General features: G+C 50.1%; 13 protein-coding genes. 4 read left to right on the forward strand and 9 right to left on the reverse strand.

What is annotated here, in order from left to right:
- Window positions 1-67: 67 nt before the first annotated feature.
- The 6 genes from JYB87_RS16790 to JYB87_RS16815 all read right to left on the reverse strand — a co-directional run bounded on the left by JYB87_RS16790 (window position 68) and on the right by JYB87_RS16815 (window position 11,397).
- Window positions 68-4,504 carry an EAL domain-containing protein gene (locus JYB87_RS16790; protein ID WP_207354587.1) on the reverse strand — a complete coding sequence of 1,479 codons (4,437 nt, stop codon included), beginning with the start codon at window positions 4,502-4,504 and terminating at the stop codon, window positions 68-70.
- 144 nt (window positions 4,505-4,648) lie between these two features.
- Window positions 4,649-5,842: a 2-methylaconitate cis-trans isomerase PrpF gene (gene prpF / locus JYB87_RS16795; protein WP_207354588.1), complete on the reverse strand. Its 1,194-nt coding sequence runs from the start codon at window positions 5,840-5,842 to the stop codon at window positions 4,649-4,651.
- On the reverse strand, window positions 5,842-8,433 hold the full coding sequence (gene acnD, locus JYB87_RS16800; protein WP_207354589.1) for a Fe/S-dependent 2-methylisocitrate dehydratase AcnD: 2,592 nt from the start codon (window positions 8,431-8,433) through the stop codon (window positions 5,842-5,844). The genes prpF and acnD overlap by 1 nt, the downstream gene beginning before the upstream one ends.
- Before the next feature lie 86 nt (window positions 8,434-8,519).
- Window positions 8,520-9,644 (reverse strand): bifunctional 2-methylcitrate synthase/citrate synthase, encoded by a 1,125-nt coding sequence (prpC, locus tag JYB87_RS16805; RefSeq protein ID WP_207354590.1) that lies wholly within the window; start codon window positions 9,642-9,644, stop codon window positions 8,520-8,522.
- Between the two features lie 154 nt (window positions 9,645-9,798).
- Window positions 9,799-10,668 carry a methylisocitrate lyase gene (gene prpB, locus JYB87_RS16810; RefSeq protein WP_207354591.1) on the reverse strand — a complete coding sequence of 290 codons (870 nt, stop codon included), beginning with the start codon at window positions 10,666-10,668 and terminating at the stop codon, window positions 9,799-9,801.
- Window positions 10,669-10,689: 21 nt separating this feature from the next.
- Window positions 10,690-11,397: a GntR family transcriptional regulator gene (locus JYB87_RS16815; RefSeq protein ID WP_207356752.1), complete on the reverse strand. Its 708-nt coding sequence runs from the start codon at window positions 11,395-11,397 to the stop codon at window positions 10,690-10,692.
- Window positions 11,398-11,686: 289 nt separating this feature from the next.
- Here JYB87_RS16815 and JYB87_RS16820 point away from each other — a divergent pair, with 289 nt between their 5' ends.
- Window positions 11,687-12,163: a DUF523 domain-containing protein gene (locus JYB87_RS16820; protein ID WP_207354592.1), complete on the forward strand. Its 477-nt coding sequence runs from the start codon at window positions 11,687-11,689 to the stop codon at window positions 12,161-12,163.
- A 66-nt stretch (window positions 12,164-12,229) separates the two neighbouring features.
- Here JYB87_RS16820 and JYB87_RS16825 read toward each other — a convergent pair whose 3' ends face one another.
- The 3 genes from JYB87_RS16825 to JYB87_RS16835 all read right to left on the reverse strand — a co-directional run bounded on the left by JYB87_RS16825 (window position 12,230) and on the right by JYB87_RS16835 (window position 14,944).
- Window positions 12,230-13,132 carry an acyltransferase gene (locus JYB87_RS16825; protein ID WP_207354593.1) on the reverse strand — a complete coding sequence of 301 codons (903 nt, stop codon included), beginning with the start codon at window positions 13,130-13,132 and terminating at the stop codon, window positions 12,230-12,232.
- On the reverse strand, window positions 13,132-14,022 hold the full coding sequence (locus JYB87_RS16830) for an acyltransferase (RefSeq protein WP_207354594.1): 891 nt from the start codon (window positions 14,020-14,022) through the stop codon (window positions 13,132-13,134). The genes JYB87_RS16825 and JYB87_RS16830 overlap by 1 nt, the downstream gene beginning before the upstream one ends.
- A gap of 175 nt (window positions 14,023-14,197) precedes the next feature.
- Window positions 14,198-14,944: an outer membrane protein OmpK gene (locus JYB87_RS16835; RefSeq protein WP_207354595.1), complete on the reverse strand. Its 747-nt coding sequence runs from the start codon at window positions 14,942-14,944 to the stop codon at window positions 14,198-14,200.
- A gap of 437 nt (window positions 14,945-15,381) precedes the next feature.
- Here JYB87_RS16835 and JYB87_RS16840 point away from each other — a divergent pair, with 437 nt between their 5' ends.
- The 3 genes from JYB87_RS16840 to JYB87_RS16850 are packed head-to-tail and all read left to right on the forward strand — an operon-like array spanning window position 15,382 to window position 17,720.
- Window positions 15,382-15,840 (forward strand): NfeD family protein, encoded by a 459-nt coding sequence (locus JYB87_RS16840; RefSeq protein WP_207354596.1) that lies wholly within the window; start codon window positions 15,382-15,384, stop codon window positions 15,838-15,840.
- 18 nt (window positions 15,841-15,858) lie between these two features.
- Complete coding sequence (locus JYB87_RS16845; RefSeq protein WP_207354597.1) at window positions 15,859-16,785, forward strand: SPFH domain-containing protein; 927 nt, start codon at window positions 15,859-15,861, stop codon at window positions 16,783-16,785.
- Window positions 16,782-17,720, forward strand: a complete 939-nt coding sequence (locus tag JYB87_RS16850) for an SPFH domain-containing protein (RefSeq protein WP_207354598.1) — start codon at window positions 16,782-16,784, stop codon at window positions 17,718-17,720. Before JYB87_RS16845 ends, JYB87_RS16850 begins: the two co-directional genes overlap by 4 nt.
- The last annotated feature ends 21 nt before the right edge of the window (window positions 17,721-17,741 follow it).

The raw sequence follows: 17,741 nt of genomic DNA on the forward strand, positions 1-17,741 counted from the left end.
CTTTTCAGCGACAAATGGAAAAACGCGGCAACTGCCGCGTTTTTTATGTGCTGGTTTTCGCGTGAATTTATTGTGCTCGCAGTAAAGCTAAGCAATCTGTTGCCGCCAGCGGCTTACTTAACAGGAAGCCCTGCACCTGATCGCAATCTTGCGAAGCCAAGTAATGAAGCTGCTCTTCATACTCAACCCCTTCAGCCACCACCAACAGCTCCAAACTGTGGGCTAAGGCAATAATGGCGCTGGTGATCGCCGCATCGTCAGGATCGGTCGATATATCCCGCACAAACTCACGGTCAATCTTCAGTGTATTGATCGGAAAACGTTTCAAATACGCCAAGCTCGAGTAGCCCGTGCCAAAATCATCGACCGCCAAACTTAAACCCAATTCCGCCAAACGATTAAGAATCGCGATCGATTGTCGCGGATGTTTCATCACCGCCGACTCAGTTAATTCAATTTCGAGCAATTGTGCCGGTAACTGATACTGGGCCAGCGTCTGCTCAATCTCATCAATAATCGCCAGTTGCAGCTGCCGTGCAGAAAGATTAATCGCAATCGGCACTAACCGTTGACCAGCCTCACGCCACTCGGCCAACTGCTGACACACTCGCTGCAGTATCCAAGAGCCAACCGCAGTGATCAGCCCTGTTTCCTCCGCAACCGGAATAAATTCACTCGGTGACACTAACCCCAGCTCTTCACTTTGCCAACGCAGCAATGCCTCAAAGCCAATGATCTCGCCGGACGACACTTGGTATTTCGGTTGGTAGACCAGATACAACTCATCTTTGCTCACCGCCTGTTTTAAGCCGGTTTCCAACTGCAGTTGCCGCACGGCGGAAACGTTAAGATGGGCAGTGTAGAACTGGAAGTTATTGCGCCCAAGCGACTTGGCGTAATACATCGCGGTGTCGGCATATTTCAACAGCTCTTGGGCATCAATGGCATCATCGGGGGAAAGGCTAATCCCTATGGAGGTGGTGATATCCAGTGTGGTTTGTTGTAGCTCAAACGGCTGATCCAGCACATTAATAATTTTTTCGGCAATCACAGTCGCCGCTTTGGCTTTGACGATTCCCTCAAGAATGATGGTGAACTCATCACCACCGATCCGCGCCACGGTATCACTGGCGCGAATAACACCTGAGAGGCGTTTTGCCACTGCTTTCAGCAGCTCATCGCCTACCTGATGCCCTTTAGAATCATTGATATTTTTGAATCGGTCTAAGTCCAAAAACAGTAGCGCGACTTTCGTTTCATTGCGCTTGGCTTTTTCCAAGGCGTGCCACAAACGATCATGGAATAGCGCACGGTTTGGCAGACCGGTTAAGGTGTCATAGTTGGCCAATAGCCGCAGATCTTCTTCTGCTTTTTTGCGGTCAGAGATATCACTAAACACCATCACCAGATGGCTCGCCTCGCCCTGACCATTGAGCACCTGATTGACCTCCAACCACACCAATATCGTGGTTTGGTCGGCGTGACGCAGTAAAATTTCACCTGCCCAGTGACTATCGCGGATTAATTCATTTTCGATTTTGCGGTAATCAATAGCACGGTAAAGTCCCCGCGTGAGCGCCAAACAATAACGCCCTTCAATCTCAACATCGGTATAACCTGTGATCCGGCTAAAGGCGGGGTTCACCGAAATCACCCGATAATCTAAATCACAGATGACCACCGCTTCATTCAAGCTTTCTAACACTTGATACGATAATTTCAGCTCATCTTCTTGCAGTTTACGCACGTTGATATTGGTGTAGGTCCCCGCCATGCGTATTGGCACATTAAACTTATCGCGCGCCGATATTTTGCCGCGCTCCACCGCCCACTCCCACTCTCCATCAGGCGAAATCACTCGATATTCGGCCTCATAATACGGCGTTTTATCGGCTAGATAATCGGTCAACGCCTGCTGAACTTGGGCACGATCCTCGGGATGAATCATCGATAAATACACTTTTCTTTCGATGGTATCTAATAACTCATCATCTTGATTAAGCTGGGTAATGGTGAGCTTATCCGTCAGAAGATGCCAATCCCACAAGCGGTAACCGGAGCCCCACAAGGCCAGCTTAAACCGTTCATTAGAATCACTGATTTGTTGTTGAATCCGCCGCTCTTTTTGCCATTTATGACTCACTGAACGGGTCAGTTGAACAATCAACAGCAAGATGAGAAATGCGTAAAAACCAAACGCTTCGGTGGTCCGGTAAAAGGGCGCGCGGATCAGAATACTGGCCAAGCGCTGCTGACTATAATCGACACTGCCATCCAACCTATGCCGTACCAACAACTGGTATTGGCCAGCGGGCAACGCGGTATAGTTAATCTCATTCATCTTCTCGTAGGGGTGCCAGTTGCTGTCTAACCCTTGCAGCATAAAGCTGTACTGGTGATGCCCCGGATAGCTGAAATCAATCGGGGAGACTTTAAAACTCAACAGCTCGGTACTGTAGGGTAAGTCAATAGAGATAAGATCATTAAAGCGATAAAAATCAACCACGCGGTCGCCTATACGATAGCTCGACAGCGCCACTTCATCATCGATACGTTGATTGGGAATATCATTCGGATTAAAACTGTTTAACCCACGAATGCCGCCAAACCAGATGGTGCCATCCGCATCTTGCCAGGTCACCCCGCCATTAAATTCCGGCGATTGGATCCCTTCATTTTCGTTAAAGGTTACCACTTGGTTACTGACGATATTGAGCCGACTGATGCCAGCATTACTGGAAAACCAGAGATTGCCCTTAATATCCGCCTGCAATGCATAGATGGTATTAATCGGCAGTCCATACTCAGCGGTGATATTACGCAGTTCACCGTTGGCCAATACCGCTAAACCACCATGAGTGGCAAACCAGATTTTGCCATTGGCTTGCTCCAACACATCCCGCACGATGGGGTGACCGAGCTGCTTGGCAGAAAAATACCGAATCTCGCCATCTTCGGCAATCAGGTAAGTGCCCTCCATGGTCATCACCCACAAACCACTTTGGGTATGCCGCAGATTAAGGATCAATTGATGCAGTTGTGACGCAGTTTCGCCGGGCACGATCGGCAAAGGAACCTCGCGGCAATCACCGCTGGCAATATCGTAGCGATAGAGGCTACTGCCGACTGCTAACCAAGCAATATCATTCGGGCTGATATAGAGACTGCGGATTTGTGCACGCTCAAAAGGTAACTCGATAAAGTCGAGTTGATCTGGCAAGCTGAGCCGCGCTAAGCCTTTGCTGGTCGCCCACCATAATCGCTGCTGGCTATCTTCTTCGATATCCCATACTCGCAGTGATGCTGGCGATTCCGACGGCGGCAATACGCTGGCAATCACGCCATTGATCGAGTGAAACTGCCCTTGCGGATCGATACGATAGGCACCGGCATCATTGGTACCAACATAGATATCGCCATTACTCGCCCTTATTACCGCGCGCACATTGTTGTTACGCAGCAGCCCATCCGGTTCGCTGTCATTAAAAATATGGCGAAAGTACTGGCGGTCGACGTTGATGCGGTTTAGCCCAGCATGGCGACTACCGACCCACAAATTACCCTGTTTATCATAAAGTAAACGCAGCACATCATTATCACTGATGCCATCTGCCGTGTAAGGGGAGTAACGGATTACTTCACTTTGGCTGACAGGTGTTTGCCCTAATAAATGCACCAACCCGGTATTATTACCCCCCAACCAAACGCCACCCGCGTTATCAAACGCAAGATCGCTAATAGCCTTACGGCTATCTGCAAGCTGATAGATCAGGCGTGGCGCGGCATCTAAAGTGGAATAGCGCCAAAGATTAGCACCAATGGCAACCCACAGTGCATTATCCGGTGCCCGCTTTATTACTGTTGCAGATTGACCGTTATGCGGTAATTGAAATGGACGCGCTTCGCCATCTTGATAAAGATACAGCCCATGCTCTGCGGTACGGATTAATAGATGCTCTGAATCTAATGCAATCAGTTGTTCAAGTTTGGGCGAACTAAGCTTACTGATCGCCACTGAATGCAGCTTGCGTTGGCTTGGCTCATAGACATACAAACCGCGATTGGTGGCAAGCCACAATTGGTCGTCGAGCAGCGCTAAATCTTGCACGTTCAACTGTGTCACCCCGACCGGTAGCTCGATGTGTTCAAACTTGCCACTGGTCAAATCCAGCTTATCAAGCCCGGTGGTAAACGTGCCGATCCACAAGGTATCACCTTGCTGCAGCAGCGAGCGGATAAAGCTGTCACTGAGCGAATTGGGGTTGTCACGTTCGTGCAGAAACAGGCTGAAGTCGGTGCCATTGTAGAGGTGCAGCCCGTCTTGGGTTCCAATCCACAACATGCCGCTGTTGCTTTCCAGCAGTGAATAGATGGTGTTTTGATTTAACCCATCAAGGCTATCAATATGCTGAAAACGATACTGCGACTTTGGTGCAGCCTCGGCCGGCATTGCACTCAACACTAGACAAAGCAGCAGAATCAACACGTCCAATATGCGCAACAACGTACTTCCGTAACTCTTTAGAAATGTGTGTGTAACATAGCGTATAACAATTGCCGTTGGTATGACTAACTGAATTTAAGACGAAAAAAAGGCCTTGCCGGAAGGGGGGAAAGCAAGGCCTTTTGGCTTGGAACTCGGTTTACCTTAGAAGCTGTTTTCTGGGATGCGTACCCAGCCTTCCATCAATACGCGAGCACTCCGGCTCATCACCACTTGGCTGACTTGCCACTGACCGTCTACTTGCCGCGCACTGGCACCCACTTTGAGCGTGCCAGAGGGATGACCAAAACAGATCTGCTCACGTTCACCGCCACCGGCAGCAAGATTCACTAATGTGCCAGGGACTGCAGCGGCCGTTGCAATCGCCACTGCGGCGGTACCCATCATGGCGTGATGCAGTTTACCCATCGAGAGTGCACGAACGCACAGATCGATATCGGCGGTTGTAATCAATTTTCCGCTTGATGAATTGTATTCTGTACTTGGGGCTACAAAGGCGATTTTCGGGGTATGCTGCCGTGCGCCAATTTCATCCAGTTGCTTGATGAGGCCCATTTTCAATGCACCGTAAGCACGCAACTGTTCAAAGCGACTCAACGCCGCAGCATCGCTGTTAATGTCATCCTGTAACTCGGTGCCTTGATAACCAATATCAGCGGCATTGACGAAGATGGTAGGAATACCAGCGTTGATCAGAGTTGCCTTGAGTTTGCCGCTGGCGACCAAGGAGGTCGGCACCTCTAGTTGATCCACTAAATTGCCAGTCGGGAACATGCTGCCGCCATCGCTATCATCGGCAGGGTCAACAAAAGTGATCTGCACTTCTGCCGCTGGGAACGTCACCCCATCAAGCTCAAAGTCACCGCATTCGACCACTTCGCCATCTACCATCGGCACTTGCGCCAGAATGGTTTTGTGAATGTTCGCTTGCCAGATACGCACGGTACAGATGCCGTTATTTGGCACTCGCTCAGGGTCAACTAAACCTTTACTGATGGCAAACGCCCCCACCGCCGCAGTGAGATTGCCGCAGTTGCCACTCCAGTCGACAAAGGCTTTATCAATAGCCACCTGACCAAACAGGTAATCAACATCGTGATCAACTTGACTGCTGCGACTGAGGATGACGGTTTTGCTGGTACTCGAAGTCGCACCGCCCATACCATCGGTGTGCTTACCGTAAGGGTCTGGACTGCCAATCACCCGCAGCAGCAACGCATCACGGGCTGCACCCGCTTGCTGTGCCACTTCAGGCAGATCCTCAAGGGCAAAAAACACCCCTTTGCTGGTACCGCCACGCATATAGGTGGCGGGAATTTTCACTTGGCGAGTGACCATCAGTTTTGCTCCTCAAGAAACTCTTGGGCAAAACGTTGCAACACACCACCCGCTTGATAGATTGTCACCTCTTCGGCGGTATCGAGACGACACAGCACCGGTACATCAAGGCTTGAACCGTCTTGACGATGGATCAGCAGCGTCAGTGTGGCGCCAGGTGTCGGTTCGCCCATCACATCAAAGGTTTCCGTGCCATCAATGCCGAGAGTAATGCGGTCGGTGCCCGCCATAAATTGCAACGGCAACACGCCCATGCCCACCAGATTGGTGCGATGGATCCGCTCAAATCCTTCAGCGACAATGGTTTCTACCCCGGCCAGACGCACCCCTTTGGCGGCCCAGTCACGGCTTGAGCCTTGACCATAATCTTTACCAGCGATGATGCACAAAGGCTGACGGCGCTGCATGTAGGTTTCAATCCCTTCCCACATCCGCACTTGCTTACCCTCTGGTTCAAGCCGCGTCAGCGAACCTTGAATCACCTTACCTTGTTCATCACGTACCATTTCGTTGAACAATTTGGGGTTGGCTAAGGTGGCGCGTTGTGCAGTTAAGTGGTCACCGCGGTGAGTGGCGTAAGAGTTAAAATCCTCTTCCGGCAAGCCCATTTTGGCCAAGTATTCACCAGCGGCACTGCTGGCCATAATCGCGTTAGATGGTGACAAGTGATCGGTGGTGATGTTGTCACCCAACACGGCCAACGGGCGCATCCCTTTAAGGGTACGTTCGGCCGCTAAGGCGCCTTCCCAGTAAGGTGGGCGGCGAATATAGGTACTCATTGGCCGCCAATCATAAAGTGGGCTGATCTTCTCGCCGTAGTCGACTTTGAGATCAAACATCGGCTCGTACACCTGATGGAACTGCTCGGGTTTCACCGAACTTTTAATCAGGGCATCAATTTCTGCATCGTCTGGCCAGATATCTTTCAGGTAAACCGCGTTACCTTCGCTATCTGTGCCCAGCGGATCTTTTTCAATATCAAACCGAATCGAACCAGCAATGGCATAGGCCACCACTAACGGTGGCGATGCTAAAAACGCCTGTTTGGCGTAAGGGTGAATGCGGCCATCAAAGTTGCGGTTGCCTGACAACACTGCAGTGGCGTACAGGTCGCGATCAACAATCTCTTGTTGGATTTTTGGGTCTAGTGCGCCACTCATCCCGTTACAAGTAGTACAGGCGAATGCCACCACGCCAAAGCCGAGCGTTTCCAAACTTGGCAGTAGGTTTGCTGCTTCCAGATACAGTTTGACCGTTTTTGAGCCTGGGGCTAATGAGGTTTTGACCCACGGCTTGCGGCTTAGGCCTTTGGCCACCGCATTGCGCGCCAACAAGCCGGCGGCAATCACGTTGCGCGGGTTACTGGTGTTGGTACAGCTGGTTATGGCCGCGATAATCACCGCGCCATCGGGCATTAAATCACCCTCTTGCTGATAAGCAGCACTGATGCCTTTTTCAGCCAAGGTGCTGGTTGCCACCCGTTTATGCGGGTTAGAAGGGCCAGCGATATTGCGCACCACAGAGGAAAGATCAAACGTCAGTTTGCGCTCATAGTGGGCTTGGGTGAGCGTGTCGCTCCAAAGTCCAGCGGCTTTCGCATAGGTTTCCACCAACTGCACTTGCTGTTCAGCACGGCCCGTCAGTCGCAGATAATCTAGCGTTTGCTGGTCGATATAGAACAGCGCCGCGGTTGCGCCATATTCAGGGGTCATGTTGGAGATAGTTGCGCGATCACCTAAGGTCAGATGCGCCGCACCTTCGCCAAAGAATTCAAGATAAGCAGACACCACCCGTTGCTCGCGCAAAAATTCCGTCAGCGCCAACACAATATCGGTCGCGGTAATGCCAGGCGCAGGTTTGCCAGTGAGTTCTACCCCGACAATATCGGGCAGACGCATCCATGAAGCGCGGCCAAGCATGACGCTTTCGGCTTCCAAGCCGCCAACACCGACCGCAATCACCCCGAGGGCATCCACATGCGGGGTGTGGCTGTCCGTACCCACTAAGGTATCGGCAAAGGCCACGCCATTACGGGCGTGCACCACAGGCGACATCCGCTCAAGGTTAATTTGGTGCATGATGCCGTTCCCCGGCGGGATCACATCCACGTTATCAAACGCCTTTTTACACCAGTTGATAAAATGGAATCGGTCTTCGTTACGGCGATCTTCAATGGCGCGATTTTTTTCAAACGCATCCGCCTCAAAGCCCGCATGCTCCACCGCCAACGAGTGATCCACGATCAATTGAGTGGGTACCACAGGATTCACTTTCGAGGGGTCGCCGCCCTTTTCGGCAATGGCATCACGCAGACCAGCTAAGTCAACTAATGCGGTTTGGCCCAGAATATCGTGGCACACCACCCGAGCGGGAAACCACGGAAAATCCAGATCGCGCTTACGCTCAATCAACTGGCTCAAATAACTGGTTAACTGCGCAGGGTCGGCTTTTCGCACTAGATTCTCGGCATGTACCCGAGAGGTATAAGGCAGCGCATCCCACGCACCGGCTTGAATTGCATTGACGGCCGCAGCGGCATCAAAATAATCCAGCCCTGTGCCTGCTAGTGCTTCTCGATAGCTTTTGTTCATAATCCTTGCACTCAACTTGTAGAAGCGGCCGTAGCCGCTTCATGATGGCTCGTTGGCGTGATTTACACGTCTTCCATATAGCGCGCTTAACGCTGGCTGATTGGGGTGACTTGGCGCAGCTCTTCACCGACATAGTCCGCACTTGGGCGAATAATGCGATTGTTGGCGCGTTGTTCCATCACGTGTGCCGCCCAGCCGGTCAGGCGGGAGCAGACGAAGATTGGGGTAAACAGCTTGGTAGGAATACCCATGTAGTGATAAGCGCTGGCGTGGAAGAAGTCCGCGTTACAGAACAGCTTTTTCTCTTGCCACATCAAGGCTTCACAGGCAACAGACACGCGATACAAACGATCATCACCATACTCACCCGCCAGTTTCTCTGACCAAGATTTGATGATGGCGTTACGAGGATCTGACTCGCGATAGATCGCATGGCCAAAGCCCATGATCTTATCTTTACGTTCCAGTTTGCCCAACAACACTTCACGGGCATGGTCTTCAGAACGCATATCTTGGATCAACTCCATGGCTGCTTCGTTAGCACCGCCGTGCAATGGGCCACGCAACGAACCAATAGCGCCAGTGATACAGGAGAACATGTCTGACAAGGTTGATGCACACACCCGCGCAGTAAAGGTTGAGGCATTGAACTCATGCTCTGCATAAAGGATTAGCGATACGCTCATCACCTTGGCGTGCAATGGCGATGGTGCCTTGCCGTGCAGCAGATGCAGGAAGTGTGCGCCGATTTCATCATCGTCAGTTTCGGTGTCGATGCGCACGCCATCATGGCTGAAGCGATACCAGTAGCAGATGATAGATGGGAACGCTGCTAACAAACGATCCGCTACATGTGACTGTTCACTAAAATCGTTTTCTGGCTCAAGGTTACCCAGCATAGAGCAGCCGGTACGCATTACATCCATAGGGTGAGCGCTGGCCGGGATCCGCTCTAGCACCTCTTTCAATGCTTGCGGCAAACCACGCATGGCTTTGAGTTGAGTTTTGTAGCTGGCGAGCTCGGCTTCTGTGGGCAGTTCGCCGTGAAGAATCAGGTAAGCAACCTCTTCAAAGCTGGTATTTTCAGCAAGATCTTTAACATCGTAGCCACGATATGTAAGGCCTGAACCTGATTTTCCTACAGTACTCAGTGCGGTTTCCCCAGCACTCTGGCCACGCAAACCTGCGCCACCTAATTTCTTGTCAGTCATGACTGCGTCCCTCTTTCCGTTAACGCTTTTGGTATCGCGACCTCGGTCGCTATCGGTTATTAGCAGCGATGTCTCCCCCCATGGAGCACACCGCTGTACGGCATTGGGTCAAGCCACTACATGAGCAAATTGCTCGATTTGACCTGCGTGAAAACTATTTAAATAGTTGATCTAACTTATCTTCGTAGTTGTGGTAGCCAAGAAACTCATACAATTCAGCACGGGTTTGCATGGTGTCGACCACATTACGCTGATGTCCATCTTGCAGCAGCGCCTGCATCACTTTCAGTGCGGCCTTGTTAGCGGCTCTGAAGGTGCTGAGTGGATAGAGGATCATCTCGACACCCACTTCGGCAAGTTGCTCTTTGTTGAACAATTCGGTTTGGCCAAACTCGGTCATGTTGGCGAGAATTGGCGCTTTGACCACTTCTTTAAAGTGGCGGTATTGATCGAGTTCGGTCAGCGCTTCGGCAAAAATCATATCTGCGCCTGCTTCGATATATTTGGCGGCGCGTTCAATGCCGGCTTCCAGCCCTTCGACAGCCACAGCGTCGGTACGCGCCATAATGACGAAGTTGTCATCTTGGCGAGCGTCAACGGCGGCCTTGATGCGATCCACCATCTCTTCGGTGCTGACCACAGCTTTGTTTGGGCGGTGTCCACAGCGCTTTTGCGACACTTGGTCTTCCATATGCACCGCCGCAACGCCAGCCTTTTCAAACTCTTTGATAGTACGCGCGATGTTAAATGCCCCACCCCAGCCGGTATCGATATCCACCAACAGCGGCAGATCAACCGCCGAAGTGATACGGCTGGCATCAATCAACACATCATTCATTGAGGTCATGCCAAGGTCAGGCAAGCCATAAGAAGCGTTGGCCACACCAGCACCTGACAAATACAGCGCCTGCACACCTGCTTGCTCGGCCATTAATGCAAAATACGCATTGGTGGTGCCCACAATCTGCAGCGGTGGGTTCGCATCCAACGCTTGGCGGAATCTTAATCCGGCACTCTTTTTCATCTTCTAGCTCCTTGAGTTAGCTCAGTTCACCGCACTTTGCTGTGCCGTTAACTGTTGCAGTCGCTGCTGAGTATTTTGGCGACCCTGTTCAATGTGGCGGCGCATCAACAGCCCCGCGAGTTCTGCATCACCGGCAGCAATCGCTTCGACAATGCGGCGATGTTCAGCAATCGCACGTACTGGGCGAGAGCTGCTGGTGCATTGGTAGCGATACATCCGCAACAGGTGATATAAGCCGCCAATCAAGGTTTCTTGCAGATGGCGGTTACCACTGGCTTGAATAATTTGGTAGTGAAAGTCGACATCACCGTCTTGCTGAAAATAACTATCGCCACGGGCAAGATCGGCCTCTTGCTTCTCTAACAAGGCCCACAGTTGTTCGAGCTGCTGTTCAGAGATCCGTTTCGCGGCAAGCTCGCAGGCCATCCCCTCTAGGGTGCTGCGCAGCTCATACAGATCGTTGAGTTCTTCTACTGTGAGGGTGGCGACACGGGCGCCCACATGCGGGATCCGCACCACTAGACGTTGCCGCTCCAGCTGTTGCAGTGCTTCGCGGGTTGGGCCGCGGCTAATGCCATATTTTTCGGCAAGAGCTTGCTCATTGATTTTGCTGCCTGGACGCAGCTCACCCCGAATGATGCTTTCTTGGATCTGCACCAAAATTTGTTCAACCAAGGTTTGGTTCTTGTCTGAACTTGGGTTTTCAATGGGCGTTTTTAATGACTGCATTCGACGTTTAAATAGTGGATTGTTGACAATGTCGCTCACAATATGAGCATAAGTGATCATTGTCAACAATCTGCAGACCTAGACGTAAGTCTATAAAACCGTATCAAATAAGGTTAATACTTTGATTATTAATCATTATTATTATTTTAATGATGCTTTTATTTAATACAATGCTTTAGCTAACTCTAAAGTTATTGTCGACAATATTATGATGATAAAGACCCGAGCCTTTAATCTGAGTAGAATCGGCGCATAAGCATTTTATGCGGCAGGAATTTAAGGATAGACCATGAGTCGAGGCAAGGTATTGGTAAGTGCATGTTTACTGGGCTCAGCGGTACGGTATGACGGCAGGGATAACCTCATCGCACACCCGCTGCTACAGCAATTGCAGACACAGCAACGGCTCGTCAGTTTCTGTCCTGAATGCGCTGGCGGTCTTAGTACACCGCGAGCACCCGCGGAGCAGCAAGGCAACCGGGTTGTCACGGTCGCGGGCAAGGATGTCACCGCGAAATTTGAATTAGGGGCGGACTTAGCGGTGCAAACAGCGCAACGGCAACAGGTGGTGATGGCGGTTTTGAAAGCCAAAAGCCCCTCTTGCGGAGTGGGCCAAATTTACGACGGCAGCTTTTCAAAAACCTTGGTCAATGGTGATGGTGTAATGGCTGCACGGTTGCAGGCGGCGGGCATTTCGACGTTTTCGGAATTACAGCTAACAGAGGCCAGCGCATGGCTGGCCAACTATGACGCGATAGACGCTTGATGATACTGCTGAGTCAGTTGTCTTGGCGTTAGAATTCGGGCTCGGCGTTAACGCTTTGGTTCTGCTTTAACGCTTTGGCTCAGCCAGAATGGCATCTATCTGAGCATCTTTCTCTTCCCAGATCTGATTTAACCAGCGTTGGAACTCAACCCGATACTCTGGCTCGCTGAAGTACCTGTCTGCATCCACTTCGGGTACTGGCAACGCGTTCACACGAATCACGATGCGTCGCACTTTACCGTGCATCACGCTACTCAGAATGTCGGCAGGCGCGTCTGGATAGACCACGGTGACGTTTAACAGCGCATCAAACTGTTCACCCATTGCCGACAGCGTAAAGGCAATCCCGCCCGCCTTCGGCTTTAACAGATGTTTGTACGGCGAATTCTGCCGTTTGCGCTTCTGCTCGGTGAAACGACTGCCTTCGACATAGTTAATAATCGAAGTGGGCAAGTCTTTAAACTTCTCACACGAACGCCGAGTGGTTTCTAAATCTTTACCACGCAGTTTGGGGTTCTTTTTCAGTTTTTCTGGGCTGGTACGATTCATAAATGGCATATCCAGCGCCCAACAGCCCAAGCCCATAAATGGCACGTATAGCAGCTCTTTTTTTAAAAAGAACTTCAGCATCGGAATGTTATTACGGAAAATGTAGGTATGCGCCGCGATATCAAAACCACTGAGATGGTTACTGATAAGCAAATACCAACCATCTTTTTTAAGTAAGTCGAGGCCTTCAACATCCCACTCGACTTTAGCAATCAGGCGCAGAATCGCGCCGTTGCATGTGGCCCACGCCCACATAAAACTGTTCATCACGCGGGTGACGTTGACACGCCAACCTTTCAGCGGGACCAACAGCTTGACCAAACCACCAAGAAACACCAAGGTGCTCCACAGCGCCGTGTTTACAATCAATAACAAGGTACTGATAAAAAACAGCACAGATCCCGGAAGAAAATGCAGCATTACGCTTTCTCCTGTGATGCAGTGTGTTGAAGCTGTTCAAGCACGTCGTCTTTGTGCTGCCAGATCTGGTTTAATTTTTCTTGGAATTGCTGCTTGAATTCACGGTCGTTCATGTAGTCGCCGCGCATCTCTTGGCTGATCTCACTCAGCTCAACCGCCACGTAAACATCTTTGACATTGCCACTGATGTAATCCCAAAAGGTGGGGATTTTTTCAGGATAGTAGATCGACACGTTTAGCAGCTTGTGGATTTGATCGCCCATTGCCGATAGCGCAAACGCCATGCCGCCTGCTTTCGGGCGCAGCAGATGTTTATAAGGGGAATTTTGCTTGGCATGCTTCGCTGTTAAAAAGCGTGTGCCTTCAACAAAGTTCATTACACTCACTGGGTTATGCTTAAATTTGGCGCAGGCCTTACGGGTGATCTCAATATCTTTGCCCTTGAGCTTTGGATTCTTTTTCAGCTGCGCGGTGGTGTAGCGGCGCATAAATGGAAAATCCAACGCCCACCAAGCTAAACCCAGCACCGGCACATAAATTAACTGCTGTTTCAAAAAGAATTTTAAAAATGGCACGCGACCATTGAGCAGACGCTGCAACATCAAGATATCGACCCAGCTTTGGTGGTTGGCGATCACCATGTACCACTCTTTGGTCGACAATTCTGGCATCGCTTCGATGTGCAGTTTTACTGGGTGAAAAATCTTTTCAATCAGCCCATTAGTGCTAATCCAACCGCTAGCACACTTATCGAGAATTGCACTAATCACACGTTGCAACGGCTTAATAGGGATCAGTTTGACCACACTACCTAACAATATAGGAATCGCCCAAAGCAGGGTGTTGATGACGTAACCCAGAAACGCCAAAGAACCACGGATAAGTGCCAACTGATAAGCTCCAAAATCGAGGGGGAATTTAAAGAGCGCATATGTTAACCGCTGTTGCCCTTTGGCTCAATCGCTGAGCACAGCTTGTACGACCTGTTCGGCAATCTTAGCCACAAACAAAAACTCCCCGGGGTAACCGAGGAGCTTCATTCATTTCAATCAGCGGTCAGCGCGATTAGAAGTGATATTTAACGATTGCTGAGTAGGTGCTTTGGTTGATGCCATCAACACCATACTTGTTCTTCCAGTAATCGTACTCAATACCCACCATCAGCTTGTTCTTCTGAGCTTCACCGAAGATCACCGCACCCAAGTCATATTTGATCTGTGGGTTGAAGTGAATGTTGTTTGAGTAGTTGTCTTCGTCTGATGCGAATACCCAGTCAATGAAACCGTCGATCACCAGGTTGCTGCTGCCCACTGGAATATCGATACGGTAACACGGAGTGAACTGCCAGCCAGTGCTGTTGTTGTTGTTCGCGTTACGACGATAGGTGTTCAATTGCAGGTATGAGAAGTATGGAACGTTCACGTCCACACCTACACCGTACAAGAATGTTTCTACTGAACCTTCACCGTGTTCCATAGTGAACGCCAGTGATACGTCAGAGATGATACCCGCCGCAACTTTAGTGCCGAGGATTTTGCTCGCGCTGAAGCGTGGTGAGATTTCACCGTAGCTAGTGTTTGATTGCGCAGCGCCATCATTGTTGAAATGGATAAAATCGTGGAATGCGAACCAGTCGCCGTATTTCCAACCGCCAGCTGATTCAACAGTCACCGTCGTTTGTTCATCAGGATCGAGCTTATAGTCGCTACCGTAAAGTACAGTCACGCTGGTGTCAGTCCACTGTACTAAATCTTCACTATAGGCCTGAGGTGCTGCTGCAAGTAGCGCCAGACATAAACAGGTTTTTTTCATCACTTTTCCCTTGGTAGAGTCAGAAGCAAAAATGGGTTTAACCGGTTTTTACGACGTCCCTTTAATTCAGTCTGTGACCAAGTCCTATGGGCGAATTTTAATAATTGTCACCGGGTAAAAATCCCGAGCACTATAGGGAAAAATATCGCGATACTCAAAGATTTTTTACGAAATCATACAAATTTACACATTCAAATATAACCAATTGAATTTAAATGACATTATTTTTAAAATCTGCTGTTTTTTACAGCAATCCACACTTCGGTCATCAGAAAAGATTAAGAATTTGTGATCTGCCCTTTAGTTCACAGTCGCTCAAGCGCGATTTGCGCAAGATTTATCCAGTCAGATTTCAGCCAATCTTGACATAATATGTCGCATTATTAAAAAACTGTTGTTATAGTGCTTTCATGGTGACGGGATGTGAAGGGGGAACAATGTCGTCAAATCCATCGTTTTACTGGCTGGTCATTGGTGTATTAATGATGCTGGCTGAGCTGATCATTCCGGGTGGCATTGTGGTTTTTCTTGGCCTCTCCAGCGTGATTGTCGCCGCAGCGTTATGGCTCAGTTTGATCAGCGGCCTGCCGCAAGCTTTTACCTTGTGGTTCATTTTATCCATCGTGCTTTTACTAGCCTTTCGCCAACTGACGCAAAAGTTGGTGGGCGGTGATTCGCATGTGGACAACACCGATGAAGAACTCGATATCTATAACCAAGTCGCGATGGTGAAAGAAGCCATCGGCCCAGGTGAACATTTAGGGCGTGTCAGCTTCCAAGGCGCGGATTGGCCAGCCTTAGGTGACGGCAGTGAGATTGCTGCGGGAAGCAAGGTACGAGTTGTGTGTCGTGAGAATATTGCGCTAGTGGTGGAACCACTGGCTGACTTTGACTGAGATTGCAGGGAGATCGCAATGTTAGCTTTTACTATCCTGTTTTTACTGGTGATGTTTGTCCTTTACAAACTGATGTTGATCGTACCCATGCGCGAAGTTCACGTGATTGAACGCTTGGGCAAATTCCGTACGGTGCTGGCACCAGGATTTCACTTCTTAATCCCATTTTTTGACCGAGTGGCCTATCGCCATGACACCCGTGAGCAAGTGCTCGACGTGCCACCGCAGAGTTGTATTTCAAAGGACAACATTCAATTAGAAGTTGATGGCTTAGTGTATTTACGTGTCATGGACGGCAAGCTAGCCAGTTATGGTATCGAGGATTATCGGCTGGCTGCAGTGAACTTGGCGCAAACCACCATGCGCTCCGAAATTGGTAAGTTAACCCTTAGTGAAACTTTTTCCGAGCGGGAACGCTTGAATGAAGCGATTGTGCGCGAAATCGATAAAGCGTCCGATCCTTGGGGGATCAAAATGCTGCGTTACGAAATCAAAAACATCACCCCTTCGCGGCATGTCATCCACACTTTAGAAAAACAGATGGAAGCTGAACGGCGTAAACGGGCAGAAATCACCCTCGCCAGCGCTGAAAAGGAAGCCACCATCAATATGTCGCAAGGTGAGCGCCAAGAAGCCATTAATATTTCAGAAGGTCACAAGCAGAAGCGGATTAATGAAGCAAAAGGTACGGCACAGGAGATTGCGATTGTTGCCAATGCGCAAGCTGAAGCGATGGCGATGGTTGCTAAGGCGATTGCGGTACAGGGCGGTAACGATGCAATGAATATGCAGTTAAAAGAGCAATTTATCGAACAACTTGGCCTGATTATCAAGCGTTCAGATGTCGCGGTAGTACCAGCAGAACTGGCCAAAATGGAAGGCTTTTTTGAAGGTATGGAGCAAGTCGCCGGCAGTGTTAATGCCAGCAAAGGAGTGAAAGCATGAACAACCTCAATACAGATTTAATTGTACTCGCCATTTGGGCGGTCATCTTTTTGGTGTTCATCGTGAATCTGTTTCGTTCGATTCGACTGGTGCCGACCAAGTCTGCCTACATCGTCGAACGACTCGGCAAATATCACTCCACCTTGGACGCGGGGTTTCATGCGCTAATCCCCTTTGTTGATAATGTGGCGTATATCCACGATCTCAAAGAGGAAACGATAGATGTGCCGCCACAGGAGTGTTTCTCCAGTGACGAAGTCAATGTCGAAGTTGATGGGGTTATCTATATCTCGGTGATGGACCCTGTCAAAGCCAGTTATGGTGTAACCGATTACCGTTATGCGGCCATTCAGTTGGCGCAAACCACCACCCGCTCGGTGATTGGTACCTTGGAGCTAGACCGCACCTTTGAAGAACGCGATCTTATCAGTGCTAAAGTGGTCGAAGTGCTCGACCAAGCAGGCGCCAGCTGGGGCATCCGCGTGCACCGTTATGAGATTAAAAACATCGCGCCACCAGAAACCGTGAAAAATGCGATGGAGATGCAGGTCAACGCTGAGCGTGAGCGCCGAGCGCTGTTAGCCAAAAGTGAAGGTGATAAACAAAGCCGAATTAATCGCTCTGAAGGGGTGAAACAGGAGATGATTAACGTCTCTGAGGGTGAGATGCAGCGGCGGATTAACGAAGCCGAAGGTAAAGCGGAAGAGATCTTAGCCATTGCCCACGCCACAGCCGAATCGATAGAAAAGCTCGCCGCAGTAATCAGTGCTCCAGGCGGCGAAAATGCCCTGCGGATGCAACTGGGTGAACAATTTCTCGCCAAGCTTGGCGAACTGGGTAAAGCCGGCAACCGCATCATTGTGCCCGCCAATGTCATCGATTTTGAACAATGGATGACCACCGTTGGGCTGCAGGAAAAAACCAGCAAGGCTTAAACGCTGAGTTTATTCGCCGAC

Source organism: Shewanella avicenniae (assembly GCF_017354945.1).
Classification (GTDB): Bacteria; Pseudomonadota; Gammaproteobacteria; order Enterobacterales; family Shewanellaceae; genus Shewanella; species Shewanella avicenniae.